Annotated in this window: 15 protein-coding genes; 12 read left to right on the forward strand and 3 right to left on the reverse strand. The window is 42.5% G+C overall.

Translation table 11 applies throughout. From position 1 onward, the window contains the following. Positions 1-395 precede the first annotated feature (395 nt). Positions 396-3,209, forward strand: coding sequence for a glycoside hydrolase family 38 C-terminal domain-containing protein (locus CD03_RS33275; RefSeq protein WP_242849180.1), 2,814 nt, complete (start codon positions 396-398; stop codon positions 3,207-3,209). 54 nt (positions 3,210-3,263) lie between these two features. Beyond that, a complete protein-coding gene (locus CD03_RS0111490; RefSeq protein WP_027293751.1) occupies positions 3,264-3,491 on the forward strand; it encodes a uroporphyrinogen decarboxylase family protein in 228 nt (75 codons plus the stop codon). Here CD03_RS0111490 and CD03_RS33280 read toward each other — a convergent pair. Next, positions 3,460-4,644, reverse strand: a complete 1,185-nt coding sequence (locus CD03_RS33280) for an ROK family protein (protein ID WP_027293752.1) — start codon at positions 4,642-4,644, stop codon at positions 3,460-3,462. The two genes, CD03_RS0111490 and CD03_RS33280, sit on opposite strands and share 32 nt — an antisense overlap. A 345-nt stretch (positions 4,645-4,989) precedes the next feature. Here CD03_RS33280 and CD03_RS0111500 point away from each other — a divergent pair, with 345 nt between their 5' ends. Next, positions 4,990-5,532, forward strand: coding sequence for a D-lyxose/D-mannose family sugar isomerase (locus CD03_RS0111500; protein ID WP_027293753.1), 543 nt, complete (start codon positions 4,990-4,992; stop codon positions 5,530-5,532). 166 nt (positions 5,533-5,698) lie between these two features. On the opposite strand, the gene CD03_RS38565 is transcribed toward CD03_RS0111500, so the two are convergent. After that, positions 5,699-5,785: a putative holin-like toxin gene (locus tag CD03_RS38565; protein WP_242849181.1), complete on the reverse strand. Its 87-nt coding sequence runs from the start codon at positions 5,783-5,785 to the stop codon at positions 5,699-5,701. A gap of 352 nt (positions 5,786-6,137) precedes the next feature. Between CD03_RS38565 and CD03_RS0111505 the strand changes: the two genes are divergently transcribed. From CD03_RS0111505 to CD03_RS0111540, 8 genes are all read left to right on the forward strand, one after another. Beyond that, a complete protein-coding gene (locus CD03_RS0111505) occupies positions 6,138-7,802 on the forward strand; it encodes a propanediol/glycerol family dehydratase large subunit (protein ID WP_027293754.1) in 1,665 nt (554 codons plus the stop codon). An 11-nt stretch (positions 7,803-7,813) separates the two neighbouring features. Beyond that, positions 7,814-8,458, forward strand: coding sequence for a propanediol/glycerol family dehydratase medium subunit (locus CD03_RS0111510; RefSeq protein ID WP_027293755.1), 645 nt, complete (start codon positions 7,814-7,816; stop codon positions 8,456-8,458). 1 nt (position 8,459) lies between these two features. Beyond that, a complete protein-coding gene (locus tag CD03_RS0111515) occupies positions 8,460-8,852 on the forward strand; it encodes a diol dehydratase small subunit (protein ID WP_027293756.1) in 393 nt (130 codons plus the stop codon). Beyond that, positions 8,849-10,666: a diol dehydratase reactivase subunit alpha gene (locus CD03_RS0111520; RefSeq protein ID WP_027293757.1), complete on the forward strand. Its 1,818-nt coding sequence runs from the start codon at positions 8,849-8,851 to the stop codon at positions 10,664-10,666. Before CD03_RS0111515 ends, CD03_RS0111520 begins: the two co-directional genes overlap by 4 nt. Further along, entirely contained in the window at positions 10,663-11,007 is a 345-nt protein-coding gene (locus tag CD03_RS0111525) for a glycerol dehydratase reactivase beta/small subunit family protein (protein WP_027293758.1), read from the forward strand. The genes CD03_RS0111520 and CD03_RS0111525 overlap by 4 nt, the downstream gene beginning before the upstream one ends. 60 nt (positions 11,008-11,067) lie before the next feature. After that, complete coding sequence (locus CD03_RS0111530; RefSeq protein ID WP_027293759.1) at positions 11,068-11,835, forward strand: DeoR/GlpR family DNA-binding transcription regulator; 768 nt, start codon at positions 11,068-11,070, stop codon at positions 11,833-11,835. A gap of 73 nt (positions 11,836-11,908) precedes the next feature. After that, the gene (locus tag CD03_RS0111535) at positions 11,909-13,333 is read left to right on the forward strand and encodes a rhamnulokinase (protein ID WP_027293760.1); all 1,425 of its coding nucleotides are present in this window, start codon (positions 11,909-11,911) and stop codon (positions 13,331-13,333) included. Positions 13,334-13,473: 140 nt separating this feature from the next. After that, a complete protein-coding gene (locus CD03_RS0111540) occupies positions 13,474-14,613 on the forward strand; it encodes a cob(I)yrinic acid a,c-diamide adenosyltransferase (protein WP_027293761.1) in 1,140 nt (379 codons plus the stop codon). Positions 14,614-14,626: 13 nt separating this feature from the next. Here the strand turns inward: CD03_RS0111540 and CD03_RS39490 are convergent, their stop codons facing one another. Then, positions 14,627-14,779, reverse strand: a complete 153-nt coding sequence (locus CD03_RS39490) for a DUF6783 domain-containing protein (RefSeq protein ID WP_334291646.1) — start codon at positions 14,777-14,779, stop codon at positions 14,627-14,629. Positions 14,780-14,976: 197 nt separating this feature from the next. Here CD03_RS39490 and CD03_RS0111545 point away from each other — a divergent pair, with 197 nt between their 5' ends. Continuing rightward, entirely contained in the window at positions 14,977-17,895 is a 2,919-nt protein-coding gene (locus CD03_RS0111545) for an insulinase family protein (protein ID WP_027293762.1), read from the forward strand.

Consider the following 17,895-nt stretch of genomic DNA (forward strand, 5'->3'; position numbering starts at 1 on the left):
TTCTGATCATTTTTGGAATGGAAAATGATCGCATTTCTTTCTAAATATATAAATATTTATTTCGTAATAGTAAAAACCATTGACAATTAATTTATATTATGCTTTAATGTGGTTATACTCGCTAATGAAAGCCATGTTTATAAAAATATATTATACAATTTGACAAAAACAACGGCATAATTTTGTATATGAATGCCAAAGTACATCTTTGCTGATTGCAACAATTATGGGAGCCTGGGTTGGCGGTGCAGGTAAGTTAAAGGGAATCCATTTTCCATTATCTATGCACTTCCGTCCATTATTTTATATGTATTGACGCAGAGATATATGTCCAAGGGATTCAGCATGCGGGGCGGAACAAAAGGTTAAAGAAAGAAGGTGTATTTGTGAATACAATGGAAAAGTATCTGAAACTGAAAGAGAAAAAAGGGAAAAATTACTGGGAAGAACGTATTCTTGCCCAGCTGGGATACCTGATACATTTAAGAAATGGGGAAATCCCGGAAGATGCAGCGAAAGTAATTGACCATCTTTATCAGCAGGAGAAGGAAGAAGGGGCTATCACAAAACAGGAAGCAGCCGCTGCGGAAAATAAACTGCTTCATTATAAAGAATCTGCCAAGAAATTAAGTGTAATCTGTGCAGGACACGCCCATATTGACATGAATTGGATGTGGGGATATCAGGAAACTGTGTCTGTTACAATAGATACCTTTCAGACCATGCTGAATCTGATGCGGGAATATGAAGATTTTACATTTTCCCAGTCCCAGGCATCTACTTATGAGGCAATTGAAAAATATTGTCCCGACATGCTGCCGGAGATCAGAGAACAGATTAAAAGAGGAAAATGGGAAGTTACAGCATCTACCTGGGTGGAACCGGACAAAAATATGACAGGTACGGAGAGTATGGCCAGGCATATTCTGTATACCAAAAACTATTTGTCAGGTCTGTTGGAGCTGCCAAAAGAGGCGATGGAACTGGATTTTGAGCCGGATACCTTCGGTCACAGCGCATGTGTGCCGGAAATTTTAAATCAGGGTGGGATTAAGTATTACTACCATTGCAGAGGCTTTGATAAATATATGCTGTACAACTGGGAAGCACCTTCAGGGGAAAGAGTACTGGTATACCGTGAGCCAACCTGGTATCTGGGACCCATTGAATATGACATGATGCTTAATGTTCCTGAATTTTCCAGGGAAAATCATACCAGTACCATGTTAAAAGTATATGGTGTGGGAGACCATGGCGGCGGACCGACAAGAAGAGATATTGAACGTATTATGGATATGAGCAACTGGCCGTTGATGCCGGATATTCGTTTTGGAACCATGCATGAGTTCTTCCATGCTGTAGAAAAGGACAGAGACCGGTTCCCTGTAGTTACCGGAGAATTAAATTATGTTCTGACGGGATGCTATACTACCCAGGCCAGAATCAAGATGGCAAACCGTATCGGAGAAGATAAGTTATATGATGCGGAAATGCTCTGTACCATGGGAGCACAGTTAACCGGTAACCGCAGATTGACGGATCGTTTGGATCGGGCATGGAAAAATGTGCTGTTTAACCAGTTCCACGACATCCTGCCAGGGTCAGGGGTTATAGAAACCAGAGAACATGCTATGGGACTTTTCCAGGAGACGCTGACCATCTCCATGGCAAATGCAAACCGGGCTATGCGGGCAATAAGTGAGTGCATTGATACCAGTATATTTGGAGGAAACGATACAAAAGACTCCATGTCAGAAGGAGCAGGCGTGGGCTATGGTACCGGGCAGACGGAGGATTGTTACGGAAATGAAGGTGACGGACGTTTTGGCTTTTCCAGTACCCACAGAGGAAGCGGAGACACCAGGGTTTATACGCTGTTCAATACTACCCAGTACTTGAGAAAAGAGCTTGTGGAAATTACTGTCTGGGATCCGGAATTCCCGGTGGATGAGATTACGGTTGTGGATGAGATGGGAAGGGAAGTTCCCTGGGAAATAAAAGGAGAAGGGCTTCATTACTGGCAGCACCATTATCTCAAACTGCTGTTTATGGCTGAGGTAGGACCATTTGGTTATGCATCTTACTGTGTGAAGCATACGCCAGCCCAGTCAGAAAAGCTTCCGGTAAGGCAGGATCTAAGAGTCCACGATATGGAGGATGGGGCATATATTCTGGAAAACGACAGGGTTCGGGCAGTATTCGATACCAGAACAATGAAATTGCTGTCCTTTGCAGGCTTAAACGGCGGGAAGGAATTGATTGACGATCAGAATCCCTCAGCTTATTTCCGCTATGTGGAAGAAAGTGATACGGAGGAGATGACAGCCTGGATCGTTGGACGGTACTCCAGAATAACAGATGTCAATGAGCAGGCATTTGTCAGAGTGATTGACAAGAAACTAACGGGTCTGAACCGATATCTGACTTATGAATTGGAATATGGAAAATTCAAATTAAAAGTAAAGATTAGCCTGAATGGCGATGACTCGATGCTTCGTTATAAGATCAAACTGGATTGGCTGGAGACGGGAGCGAAGAATAAGAAAATTCCGCAGCTTCAGTTCTATACGCCATTTGGCTATGAGGCGGAGGATTACCTCTATGATATTCCGGCGGGTTCTGTTGTTCGAAAAGGCCTGGGGCATGATGTTCCTGCTGTATACTATGGAGCGCCGCTGCCGAAAATGGGAGATACGGCAATGATGCTGACGTCCGATTGTAAATACGGCTACCGGGGAGGGAACCAGGCACTCTTAATTGATTTGGTAAGGGGTTCTTTTGATCCTGACCCATATCCGGATCTGGGAGAGCATTACATCAACATTGGAATCGGTTTTGAAAAAGATTACAGCAGAGAGACGCTTTTAAGGGAAGCAATTCTATTTTCACATCCTGTTTATGCGCTGTCCTGTACGGTTCATGAGGGAAAAGCAAAACAGAGGGAATGTTTCCTTAAGGTTACAGGAAATGTAAAAGTTTCTTCTGTGAAGGCGGCGGAAGACGGAAGCAACGCGGTAGTCATCCGATTGTACAGCTGCAGTGAAGCAGAAGAACCGGTAAGCCTGGAATTTTTAGAAAAACCCATAACGGCTGGATTTATCTCTTTGACCGAAAATGAATGTGCAGACACAGCAGTGGAAATGGATGGATGCGAAGTAAGGGTAACCCTGCCGAAATATGCATTCCGGTCCATTAAAGTCAGTTTTTAAAACTACGAATTAAGGAATAGCGCAAGCCAGTATGCGTTGTTCAGAGGAATGTATATGATCTGTACCAGAGGAAATATCGGTCTGGATAAACTACTGTTGGGGACGCCCGGGGAGATTAAAGAAATAAGTTTTAGAATTTTGGAAACGGCAAAGCGGCTGGGCAGAAAGCATATTCTGGCAGCCAGCGATTATATGTTTTACGATACTCCTGTTGAAAATGTAAGGGCTATGGCAGAAGCAGCAGCCGAGTTTAACGGCTGCCCTTTGGATGATTGGAAGTAAAGAAATTCCCGGCAAAAAATTCGTTTAACAGGCAGCAGGCGCTGCCAATAATGGGAGTTTTCATGGCAAAGCTGGATTTTCTGATGGAAATGTACTTATGGCTTGCGGCAAGTATCTTGGCATTTACTTCCTGCTGGATGTATTCTATATAAGAATCCGGCAGGTAGTAACCTTCATGCCCAAGGATGATGATCTGAGGATCCATCATGTTGCAGGCATTGATAATTGCATAGGAAAGTTTTTCAGCCATATCCTGGAAAACAGCATGGCATGACTCCTGTTTTGCCACAGTTACAAAATCGGAGCAGGTAAGAGCAGGGTTATTGCTTGCAAGGCGTAATTTCTCCAGTATGACCGGCATATTGATATAAGCCTCCAGGCAGCCTCTTCTTCCGCAGGAACACAGAGCGCCGTCATAGTAGATGCCCATGTGTCCGATTTCTCCCACAAAGCCGCTTTTGTTCTGAAACAGCTTCCCATCCGATATGATGCCCGATCCGATGCCATTGGAGATTCCAAGGTAGACAAAGTTCCTCGTATCCATACACATACCGAACAGCTTTTCCGCAAGTGCGGAAGCATTCATATCATTATTGACAAATACAGGCATCTGGAAGCAGTCCTCCAGAATAGCTTTAATGGAATAGTCAGAGATATGAAAGAAGTTTGTAGGCTTTAAAATGACTCCTTTTTCAGCATCCAGAGGTCCGATGGAGGAGACACCGATTCCAAGGATGGTATCGGTAGTCACGGAAGCTGCATCCTGAATAAGCTTTATGATTTTCTGTGTGAGTGAATTAGCTGTCTCTTCACACAGAGAGGTAAACTGGTGATATAAAATCTTGCCGGTGATCTCAGTAAGAATACAGTGAACCGCATCCCTGGAAAGGTAAATGCCAATTACCTTAGGGGCATCCGGTGCGATATCCAGCTGAACCGGATTTCTTCCAATATTGGTATTTTCTTCAATTTGTGATTCACAGACATAGCGTTCCTCAATCAGTTCATTCACAATGTTTGTCACGGTCATCTTAGATAAATGAATTTTAGAGGCAATAGCCGCCCTGGAATAGTCTCTTCCGGAAGCGATCAGCTGCAGTATAATGCCGCGGTTTGTATTTTTGACATCTGTGTGGTTAACTCCTTTACGCAAGATATTACCCTCCTTTAGTATAAGGTATTTATCAAAAAATTGTAAAATATATTTACAAAATAGATACCAACAAATCTTTGTTCCAGTAAACAGGTATATAAATAAAAACTATTTATTAATTTAATTATAGCAAACAGCGCTATTGCCAGTCAACCTATATTTTGTAAAAATTACAGAGTATGTAAGAAAATGGTTACTGTTCACACCCAAACACACCGCTTGGCTGATGGACTTGTAGCCATACCGTAAAACAGCCAATGAGCCTGCCCTTTGTTAGCGCCGGCTTTAAATGGGCAGGCAGCAGAAAAAAATTAAAACAGGGCTTTGGCAGGAAAGGAAAGAGATATGAATAGAAAAGTTTATCAGGAAGTGAAAGAAGAGGCATTAAAATATTTTAAAGAAGCCAATATTGTTCTGACCCCGGATGAGGAGGAGCAGATTGAAGTGGCAGATTTCGGATTAAATGATATCTATAGAATTGGTTTGGAAAGCGTTGTGTATGTAAATACGGACCGCTGCTGTGCTAAGGAGATGGTGTTGTTACCTCATCAAACCTGTCCCGAGCATTTGCATCCATCGGTAGGAGAGAATTATGAAGGCAAAGAAGAGACCTTCCGATGCAGGAAAGGAGAGGTCTACCTATATGTGGAAGGGGATGCCACGGAGGATATAAAAGCAAAAATATTACCGGATCAGCCAGGATTTACCGTGTTTCATGAAATCTGCTTAAAAGAGGGGGAACAATATACCCTGTATCCCAATACCAGGCACTGGTTCCAGGCAGGGGAAAAAGGAGCAGTCATCAGTGAATTCAGTACGCATTGCTATGATGAGTATGATATTTTTACAGATGGCAGGATTAAAAGGATGCCGGAGATTGAGGAATAAAAGGACCTTATAAAGTGTTGTTCGGCATTTGACAAATAGACTCACAGGTGATATTATATTTATACAAAAAGGAATAACCGCCCCATGTCAGGTAGTTATCCTCATGATAAAGACTTGTCCTTAATGGACGCTGCCTACCTTGTTGGTGAGAACAGGGTAGGCTTTTTTAGTTCTTCTTGTCGATATAGGCAAGGAGAGAAATTAGAAAACTTCCAAATATAAACAATAATGTTAATACCTGATATGTATTCATAACATCACCCCCCTTCTTTTGAAGTTGGAGGGTAACCACCCTGTAACGATTATTCCAGATATTTAGTATACCATATTCTATTTATGATGTCTAATTATTTCTACAGTCTTATAATTTGCAATTATATATATATACGGTGTATATATAAATTTTTATACCTACAATAAACCACATAAATCTTAATTCCGTTTTTCAAAAACAATCCCAGGAAACAAATAAAACCAACAAAAAACAAAAAGAAAACTTGCAAAACCACATCACTTTGTAGTATAATACTTATATAATTTTTAGAAACTTATAGTAGAGGTATTTTACAGACAATTACCCGGTACAACGGTTAAAAGGTGAAAGCATGAAGAGGTCAAAAAGAATTGAAACATTAGACAAACGCCCGGTCAATATGGATGGATTTATCAATGAATGGCCGGAGATGGGTTTTGTTGCTATGAAAAGCCCATATGACCCGAAACCTTCTATTAAAGTAGAAGATGGTGTCATTACGGAACTGGATGGAAAGAAAAAAGCGGAGTTTGATTTCCTGGACCAGTTTATTGCAGAATATGCGATTAATGTGGAAAGAGCAGAGCGTTCTATGGCAGTGCCGTCTTTAGATATTGCCCGCATGATCGTGGATATTCATGTATCCAGAAAAGAAATATTGGAACTTGTTTCCGGGATTACACCGGCTAAAATGGTGGAAGTCATCAATTATCTGAATGTGGTAGAAATGATGATGGGTATGCAGAAAATGCGTGCCAGAAGGACACCGGGAAATCAGGCGCATATTACAAACCTGAAGGATGATCCGGTACAGATAGCAGCAGATGCGGCGGAAGGTGCACTTCGGGGATTTGCAGAAGAAGAGACTACGGTTGGAATAGCACGGTATGCTCCGTTTAACGCAATCGCACTGCTGATCGGTTCCCAGGCAGGAAGAAAAGGTGTATTAACCCAGTGCGCGGTAGAAGAGGCTACAGAGTTAGAACTTGGTATCCGCGGACTTACTACATATGCAGAGACCTTGTCCGTATATGGTACGGAAAAAGTCTTTGTAGACGGAGATGATACTCCTTATTCCAAAGCATTTTTGAATTCTGCTTATGCATCCAGGGGACTGAAAGTCCGTTTTACTTCGGGGGCAGGTTCCGAAGTATTAATGGGAAGCACTGAGAAAAAGTCGATGCTTTATCTGGAGTGCAGATGTCTCTATGTCACAAAAGGTGCAGGATCACAGGGAATTCAGAATGGATCCGTTAGCTGTATCGGTATAGCAGCCAGCGTGCCGGCAGGAATCCGCGAGGTTATGGGTGAGAATCTGGTAGCCGCACTTTTAGGACTGGAATGTGCTTCTTCCAATGATCAGAGTTTTTCCAACTCAGATATGCGAAGAACAGCAAGAACCATGCTTCAGTTTATGCCGGGTACGGATTTCATTTTCTCCGGTTATGCGGCAGAACCGAATTATGATAATTTATTTGCAGGTTCTAACTTTGATGCAGAAGACTTTGATGATTACAATGTTATTCAGCGTGATATGCAGGTGGACGGGGGTCTTCGTCCTGTTACGGAAGAAGAAGTTATCCGTGTCAGAATGAAAGCAGGAAAAGCTGTTCAGGCAGTATTTAAATATCTGGGACTCACTGAGGTCACAGATGAGCAGGTAGAAGCAGTGGCATATGCACATGGAAGCAAGGATACTTTATCCCGTGATGTGGCAGCCGATCTTATGTCTGTAGAAGATATGATGAAACGGGGAATTACAGGTGTTGATATTGTAAAAGCCCTTGCAGACAGCGGATTTGAAGATCTGGCACAGAGTATACTCAATATGTTAAAACAACGGGTAATTGGAGATTATATGCAGACATCGGCGATTCTGGACGAGAACTTTAATGTGCTGTCCGGTGTAAATACACCGAATGATTATATGGGACCTGGTACCGGATACCGTGTGGATGGAAAACGCTGGGAAGAAATTAAAGCGATTCCACATATTATCGATCCGGATAAGTTTTAGGAGGTGGCAGAATGGAATTAAATGAAGAGTTAATACAAAGCATTGCAAAGGCGGTTATCGCTCAGCTTGGCAATCATCCGTCTGCCGCATCTGCAGCAAAAGACCACACAGTTGTAAAAACTGATTATTCAGGCTTTCCCCTGGCGAAAAAAGGAACAAATCCCAAGGAAGTAGTAATCGGTGTGGGACCTGCTTTTCAGAGAGAAATCGGTGCAACAATTGTTGGCTTGGATCTGAATGAGGTATTGAAGAACCTGAAAGCCGGAATTGAAGAAGAAGGAATGGTTCCAAGGGTAGTAAAAGTACTGAAAACATCAGATGTTTGTTTTATGGGACTGGAGGCAGCCAAGATCAGCGGTTCCGGCATCGGAATCGGACTGCAGTCGAAAGGAACGGCTGTAATTCACCAGAAGGATTTGTATCCTTTGTCAAATCTGGAATTATTTCCACAGGCACCGCTTATGACACTGGAAACTTACCGGAAAATAGGCAGAAATGCAGCACGGTATGTAAAAGGAGAAAAAGTGACTCCCATTGAGAGCATTAATGATCCAATGGTTCGTGCGAAGTTCCAGGTGAAAGCAGCGCTTATGCATATTCGCGAGACAGAACAGGTGGACAAGGAAATACCAATTATTGAATGGGAGGAAGCATAGGATGAGATACCCATTAGGACAACATGAAGCGGAGAGTATTACTTCAAAAACCGGAAAAAAGCTGTCAGATATTACTTTGGATCAAGTGAGAAAAGGGAATATCACAGCAGATGACATTAAAATCTCTAAGGAAATGTTAAAAAAGCAGGGACAGGTTTCCAAGGAAGCCGGCAATGACCCTATGGCGTTAAATTTTGAACGTGCCGGAGAATTGGTTGATGTTCCGGATGAAGTAATTCTGGAAATGTATAATAAATTACGCCCGAACCGTTCCACGAAGCGGGAACTGGTAGAGATGGCGAAGGAACTATTGGAGAAATATGGAGCGGTACACTGTGCAAAACTGGTTATGGAAGCTGCAGAGGTGTACGAGAAACGAGGGATTCTTCTGTGAAAATAGTTGCAGGTGTTGATATTGGCAATTCCACAACTGAAGTATGTATCGGCTCTTTTTCGGAAGAGGGCAAACTGCGCTTTTTATCCAGTGCTTCCCGCATGACTACGGGAACCAAAGGCACCGTGGCAAATGTTCACGGGATAAAAGCAGCTCTTTTAGAGGCAATGGGCCGTATTGACCGGAAGGTAAATGAGATAGAACTGATCCGGATCAATGAGGCTGCACCTGTCATCGGGGATACGGCGATGGAAACCATAACGGAAACCATTATAACAGAATCCTCTATGATCGGGCACAATCCATCCACACCTGCCGGAGCGGGGCAGGCAGTCGGATATTTACTGCCTCTGGAACAGATTGCAACGGCAAAAAGCAATGTCTCATATATACTGACAGCATCCAGCCGTTTCGGCTATGATGAAGTTGCAGGAATTATTAATAAATACAGCGGGCGCATTGGAATCAAAGGGTTGATACTCCAGGCGGACGAGGCGGTTCTTGTTGAAAACAGAATTTCTATTGAAATTCCTATTATTGATGAAGTGCGTCAGATAGAGCGTGTACCGGAAGGAAAGCTTGCGGCGATAGAAGTTGCGCTGCCCGGTCAGGGAATCAGTATGCTGTCTAATCCTTATGGAATCGCAACACTGCTGGAACTTGGACCCGAAGAAACCAGAATGGTGACGCCCATTGCAAAAAGCCTGATTGGAAAGCGGAGTGCCGTAGTGATCAAAACACCTCACGGCAACGTAAAAGAAAATATTCTGCCTGCAGGTGATATTTATATAGAAGGAACAAATTCTCTGACAGTAAATATTGATGCGGGTGCAGATGCAATTATGGATACCCTTTCAGGAGCCGGAGAAATCCGTGATATCAGCGGACAACAGGAAACTAATGTGGGAAATATGCTTTCCGGCATTAAAAAAGGCATGGAAAAAGTGACAGATGAGACCGGTCAGGATATTCGCATCACAGATATACTTGCTGTTGACACCCTGGCTCCAGTACAGATTTCCGGCTCTCTCGCAGGAGAGATGTGCATGGAAAAAGCAGTGGGAATTGCGGCTATGGTTAAAACAAGGCAGCTGCCCATGGAAAAGATTGCAGATGAGTTAAAAAAGGAACTGGGGATTTATACAAAGGTGGCGGGAGTGGAGGCTGTGATGGCTACGCTTGGTGCCTGTACTACCCCGGGAACACAGCTCCCTCTGGCAATTCTCGATCTTGGCGGCGGTTCTACAGATGCAGCTATGATAGATGAAAAGGGGATGGTCAGAACGACCCATCAGGCTGGAGCGGGAGAACTGGTATCTATGCTGATTCAGACCGAGCTTGGACTGTCCGCAAGAACAACAGCTGAACAGATTAAAAGATATCCTCTTGCAAGAGTGGAAAGTCTGTTTCATATGAGGCTGGAAAATGGTGCAATGCAGTTTTTTGATGAATCCATTGATCCGAGGTATTTTGGAAATGTGGTACTGCTCCATCCGGAAGAACTCATAAAGATAGAAGAAGATATACCAATGGAAAAAATTGCGTCTGTAAGGCGGGAGGCCAAGAAAAAGGTTTTTGTCCGCAATGCAGTCAGAGCGCTGACCCAGGTGGCACCTGATCATAATCTTAGAAATATTCCAAATGTGGTATTGGTAGGCGGATCTGCAGAAGACTTTGAGATTCCCCAGATGCTTATGGAGGAACTTTCCAATTATAAGATTGTCTGCGGACGGGGAAATATCAGACGTTGTGAGGGACCCAGAAATGCGGTTGCAACAGGGCTGGTGCTTTCCTATCTTGGAGGAAGCAAATGATTGCAAAAAAGCCTTCCATTCTAATTTGTGGAAATCAGCCGGACAGAGATCTGCTTCGGGAAATCTGTGCAGGTATTGAAGAAGAAGGCGTTTTATACGAAGTATTGGAACTGGAATCTGCGGATTTGGATGAACTGGCATACGAAGCGGCATCAGAGTCTATTTTAGGAGCAGGTATCGGGATCATCGGTTCACGTGCAGCCATGCAGATGCGGGGTCTGCATAAAGGGCAGAACGTATTTGAAGTCAACCGCCCGAGCTTTGCCCAGTGCAGGTCGCTGGGAGCAAATAGCGCCAGAGCAATTAAAAGAGTAGCTTTTAAAAAGGTATATGATGTATAATAAGACTGCAGCTTTAAAATCAGCTTGAAAATTTGATTGAAATATCTGGAGGGATCACGTATGCTGGCAATTGAGAGAAAGAATGAGATATTATCAATTTTACAAAAAGAACAAAGAGTATTAGTGGCGGAACTCAGTCAAAAATACAATGTTACAGAAGAAACAATCAGAAGAGATCTGGAAAAATTAGAAAAAGAAGGATTTGTGAAGAAAACATATGGCGGAGCTGTGCTTAATAAGCATATCACTATGGACATGCCCCTGAAAATAAGGGAAAAGACCAACCGCAAAGAAAAGCAGGTTATTGCGAAAAAAGTAGCCGGGCTTATTGAAGAAGGGGACTGTATCATGCTGGACAGCTCTTCCACCTCCCTGATGATAGCGCAGGAGCTTAAACGGATGAAAAAGCTCACGGTTATCACCAACTCTGTGGAAGTGCTCATTGAATTGTCCGGAAATGACGGAATCCAGGTAATATCCACCGGTGGAAATCTTAGAGACTCATCCCTTTCCCTGGTTGGTAAGGCAACGCAGGAGGTATTGTCCCATTATTATGTGGATAAAGCCGTTATTTCCTGTAAAGGTGTGGATATTGAAAAAGGAGTCACAGACTCTCATGAAATGGAAGCAGAAGTAAAAATCGCCATGCGCAAAAGTGCAAAGTCAACGATTTTGGCGGCTGACAGCAGTAAGATGGGGGAAGTCTTCTTTGTAAAAGTATTAAATCTGGAAAGCGGAGATATACTTGTTACTGACAAAATTCCGGAAGAATGGCGCAAGCCTCTGGCAGAGCGCGGTGTAAAAGTTTTATCAAATGAGGATGAATAAACTAGAAATTATATAATATGGTTTCTATGATTATAAAAAACAAATTCTAAAATTTAAATGAGAGGTGCTAGACATGGGAGAAGTAATTTATAATCTGGCGTTTGACTTTGGAGCGTCCAGCGGAAGAATGATTTTAAGCAAATATCAGGATGGGAAAATAGAATTAGAGGAATTACACCGTTTCGCTAATGATCCGGTTCGTGTAGGAAAGAATTTTTATTGGGATACCTTCCGTTTATATCATGAATTGAAAACAGGATTGAAGAAAGCAGCAGCTAAGAAAATTCCGATCCAGAGCCTTGCAATTGATACCTGGGGTGTTGATTACGGTTTAATCGATAAAGATGGAAATCTCATTGGCAATCCAGTAAACTACCGTGATGACAGAACGATTGGTGTGATCGAAGAAGTAGGCAAAATTGTTCCCCTAAAGGATATTTATGCCACAACCGGAATCCAGTTCATGAATTTTAATACGCTGTTCCAGATCTATGCAGATAAACAAATGCGCCCGGACATTTATGATAAAGCAGTTCGCCTCTTATTTATGCCGGAACTTTTTGGATATTTCCTCACAGGCAAAATGTACAATGAGTATACAATGGCAAGTACCGGACAGCTTCTGGATGCCAAAACCAGAGACTGGGATTATGAGTTGATTGAAAAAGTGGGTCTTAAAAAAGAGCTGTTTGGAGAGTTGACAAAACCGGGAACAATTATCGGAGATTTATGTCCGGAAGTAATCGAAGAGACAGGTCTATCAGGGGTAAAAGTAATTGCAGTTGGAAGTCATGATACGGCATCTGCAGTAGCAGGAACTCCATTTGAAGAGAAAAATGCGGCATTCTTAAGCTGCGGAACATGGTCACTCTTTGGCATGGAAATTGATGAACCTATTTTAACGGAAGAATCTTTTGAATATAATTATACAAATGAAGGCGGAGTTGAAGGCAAAATCCGTTACCTGAAGAACATCAACGGTTTATGGATTATGCAGAATCTGCGTAAAAACTGGTGTGAATTCGAGGGAGACGTTTCTTTCCCGGATATCATCAAGGCTTCCAGAGAAGCTAAGAGACAGGATTTCATGATTGATCCTAATGACCCAAGATTTACGGCTCCATATAACATGATGAAAGAAGTTATCGCATATTGTAAAGAACACGGACAGGGAACACCGGAAGGGCTCGGAGAAATTGCTATGGCAATTTACAATGGACTTACTAATGAATATGGTGCAACGATCAGAGGACTGGAAGTATTGACAGGAGAGACGATTCCATGTATTAATATGGTAGGCGGCGGTATCCAGGATCAGCTTTTATGTGAACTGACAGCGAAAGCAACCGGTAAGAAAGTAGTGGCAGGTCCGATCGAAGGTTCCGTTCTCGGAAATGTGGTAATGCAGCTGAAAGCTATGGGAGCTATTGATTCCTTAGAAGAAGGACGTAAGATTGTGAAGGCATCCTTTGCACAGCAGGTACATATTCCGGCATAAGATAACAGTTAAGCTTACTGATCCGGTGGTTGATAATCTGATTTCTTTTCAGGTGTTAAGGACTGCCGGAGACATGTTGATATAACTTTAAATTGCCAGATTCATAAGAATCGGGCATAATAGATGCGAGGTTTGAAAGTATGGGCATTTCGACAAAAAATGGCGATGGTGGTATGACCAACCTGATAAAAACAAAAAATGTGCCAAAATCAGATGAGCGTGTTCACTTGTTAGGAAGCATAGATGAGCTTACCAGCCATTTGGGACTGGTAAAGGCGAAAGTATGCATGACTCAGGTGAAAGAAATGCTTGCGTCTGTTCAGGATACGCTTATTACCGTAATGGCAGGTATCGCAGACCCGCACAATATGAAATACAAACTAAAAGAAGCTGAAGTCACTAGACTGGAAACAGAGATGGCACGCATGGAAAGTGAGTTCACCATGCCTCAGGGCTGGGTGCTGCCTGGCGGGAATGCCGTGTCTGCGGAGGTGGACATAGCAAGAACGGTAACCAGGAGATGCGAACGCTATCTGTCCGGTGTTACCATTAAATACGGCTCGGACAAAGTAGCAAAACAATACCTGAACCGTTTGTCAGACTACTTGTTTATATTAGCACGTTATACAGATGCGGTCATGACAGAGCCTGTCAGTCCGCAGATACAACTCATGGCTCCTTCTATAGCCGCTCAGGAACAGCCTGTGAGGTCTGCTCCAGCGGATGCAGGTGTAAAATCCATAAAAATGGAAGAACCAAAAGCTGATCCGGTTATGGAAAATACAGTTATGGTTAATAAGGAAAAACTGATGGATATGACGAGTGAAGCAATTATACAGGAAGTATTAAAAAGAATGAACAAGCCGGAGAAAATATCTCTGGATGCAGCAAAAAAGCTGATTGAGAAAGTAGAAGAGTACTCCAAATCCCAGGGAATGCAGGCTGTAATAGCAGTCTGCGGTCCGGATGGCAATCCCATTGCGGTACATGTAATGGATGGAGCTTTCCTGGTAAGCTTTGATGTGGCTATTAAAAAAGCCTATACGGCTGCAGCAGTTAAGATGTCCACATTGGAACTGGGGGAATTAATCAAGCCAGGAGCGACGTTCCAGGGTCTGGATCATATCGAAGGAGACAAAATGGTATTCTTCGGCGGAGGTGTTCCGCTAAAATCAGGTGGACGCATGATAGGTGCTCTTGGAGTAAGCGGCGGTACCGGAGATGAAGATGACAGGCTTGCCCAGTATGGACTGGGTGTTTTAGAGGAAGTACTTTCTTAGTACTAGAGCGTGTTTAAAAATTGCTTTCTGACAGATGTGCGTCACAGTTTGTGGTAGATTTGTCCCGGATGAAGGGCGCGTAGCGGGCTACGCAACCTGAATTCGGGGCAAATCTACCGCAAAGTGGGGCGTGCAGATGGCAGGAATGAATTTTAAAACACCTCAAGAGCCTACATCTGATTAAATGAATTTACACACAAGATTACGTTTTAGATGAAAAGGCAGCTATGGCATAGCGGGGAATCGCTTGTTGTAGCTGCTTTTAATTTAGTACTTCCCACCCCCCTGAATAAATGTTATAATTATCGCAATAATATTCACATAAGCATATTTTATGCGAGAAATGGAAATGGAGGAAATTTTATGCAGTTTACCACATTGCCGCAGTATGAACTTCAGATAGAAGAAGATATTGCGGATATTAATTCAAAGGGTTATCTGTTAAGACATAAAAAGAGCGGCGCCAGAATTATGGTGATTGCCAATGATGATGAAAATAAGGTTTTTCATATTGCTTTTCGGACACCGCCCAAGGACAGCACAGGGGTAGCTCATATTTTGGAGCATAGTGTTTTGTGCGGAAGTGAAAAGTTCCCGTCAAAGGATCCTTTCGTTGAATTGGTGAAAGGGTCCCTTAATACGTTTTTAAATGCTATGACATATCCGGACAAGACGATGTATCCGGTTGCAAGCTGTAATGACCAGGATTTTCGCAATCTGATGCATGTATACATGGATGCGGTTTTCCACACAAACATTTATAATAAGGAAGAGATTTTCCGCCAGGAAGGCTGGAACTATCATTTAGAGACTCCGGAAGATGAACTGACTTATAATGGAGTGGTTTACAATGAGATGAAGGGGGCTTTTTCCTCACCGGATGATGTTCTGGATCGGGAAATTCTGAATTCCCTGTTTCCGGATACACCATATGGAAATGAATCCGGGGGTGATCCTGCATTTATACCGGATCTTACGTACAATGATTTTCTGGAATTCCATAGTAAGTATTACCATCCTTCCAACAGTTACATTTATCTGTATGGGAATGCAGATATGGAAGAAAGGCTGAAATGGCTGGATGAGGAATATTTAAGCCAATATGATGCCATCCAGGTGGATTCTGCAATTCCCATGCAGAAACCATTTGATAAACCTATCGAGATAAAGAAAAAGTATTCGATTTCCAATACTGATGAAGAGAAGGACAATACCTTCCTTTCTTATAATGCAGCTATTAAAACCAGCCTGGATGTTCGGCTGGCAAATGCATTTTCTGTGATTGAGTACGCTTTGCTTACTGCTCCCGGAGCACCTTTGAAGCAGGCGCTGCTGGATGCAAAAGTTGGGAAAGATATTCAGGGTTCCTATGACAGCGGGGTTTATCAGCCGGTATTTTCAGTAGTGGCTAAGAACTCTAATATAGATTCCAAAGACAGATTTTTGGAGATCATTCAAGATGTTCTGACCCGGATCGTTAAAGAGGGCATAGATAAGAAAGCGCTTCTTGCCGGAATAAACAATATGGAATTTAAATTCAGGGAAGCAGATTATGGTTCGTATCCTAAGGGGCTGATGTATGGTATTGATGCCATGGACAGCTGGCTGTATGATGATGCCGCACCATTTGATTATTTAAAGCAGCTTGGCATTTTTCAATTCTTAAAAGAGCAGGTGGAAACCGGATATTTTGAACAATTGATACAGGAATATCTCTTGGATAATACCCATGCGTCTGTTGTAATTGTGGAACCGCAAAAAGGTTTAACAGCCATAATTGATGAGGAGATAAAGAAAAAGCTAAAAGAGTATAAGGAAAGCCTGACTGCGGAAGAAATCCAGACCTTGGTGGACAAAACAGAGAAGCTCCGCCTGTTTCAGGAAACACCATCTGCAAAAGAAGAACTGGAAGCGATTCCTGTGCTGGAAGCGTCTGATATTAAGAAAGAAGCAGGAAAGTTCTATAATGAAGAACATTTGCTGGGAGATACTACTGTTTTACACCATAATATGTATACCAACGGCATAGGATACCTGAAGATTTTGTTCGATACCAAATACGTGCCACTTGAGTATATTCCTTATCTTGGTATTTTAAAAGCAGTACTGGGTATGGTAGATACACAGCATTACAGCTACGGTGAATTATTTAATGAAATTAATATTCATTCCGGCGGAATTTACCCCGGCATCGAAATATTTGTTGGTGATAAGCAGGGTGACTGCAGGGCAATGCTTGAAATAAAGGCTAAGATTCTATATGAGAAGCTGGATTTTGCTTTTGATATGATAGAAGAAATAATTTTTACATCGAAAATAGAGGATGAAAAGAGACTGTATGAAATCATTGCGGAATTAAAGTCCAGGGTTTCTGTACGATTAAATTCGGCAGGACATTCTACGGCTGCAATCCGTTCCATGTCTTATTTCTCCCAGACAAATGCATTTAATGATGCGGTTAGCGGAATCCGTTTCTATAAACTGGTAGAGTCACTGGAAGTACACTTTGATGAAAAAAAAGAAGACCTGATCCGTATTTTAAAAGAGCTGATGAAACTGGTTTTCCGAAAAGATACGCTTCTGGGAAGCTATACAGCTGATGAAGCCGGATTTGCACCATTGATGGACAGATTATCTGCTTTTAAAGAAAAACTGTTTGAAGAAGCAGGAGTTACGCCTCATGGGAAATTAGAGACAGATCAGAAAAACGAAGGATTCCAGACTTCTTCCAAGATACAGTATGTGGCAAGAGCAGGCAATTTCGTACAGGCAGGACTGAAGTATACCGGTGTATTGAAGATCTTAAAAGTCATTTTAAGTTATGAATACCTGTGGGTAAATATCCGTGTAAAAGGCGGTGCCTATGGATGTATGAGCGGTTTTGGAAAGACAGGGGATTCCTACTTTGTATCTTACCGGGATCCAAATCTGAGGAAAACAAATGAAGTTTATGAAGGTGTTGTGGATTATGTAAAGAATTTCACGGTAGAAGACAGGGATATGACAAAATATATCATCGGCACCATCAGCGAAATGGATACACCATTGAATCCTTCTGCAAAAGGCAGCCGTTCCCTTGGGGCTTATATCAGTAAAGTGTCTGAGGAAGATCTGCAAAAAGAACGGGATGAGGTGTTAAATGCTACCCAGGAAGATGTCCGTGCCCTGTGGAAGATCATGGAGGCGATTGTGGCGGCAGACAATATCTGTGTAATTGGAAATGAAGAAAAGCTGGCAGCGGAAAAAGACATGTTTAAAGTACTGGTGCCTTTTATCGGCTAA

Source organism: Robinsoniella sp. KNHs210, assembly GCF_000686105.1.
Taxonomy (GTDB): Bacteria; Bacillota; Clostridia; order Lachnospirales; family Lachnospiraceae; genus Robinsoniella; species Robinsoniella peoriensis.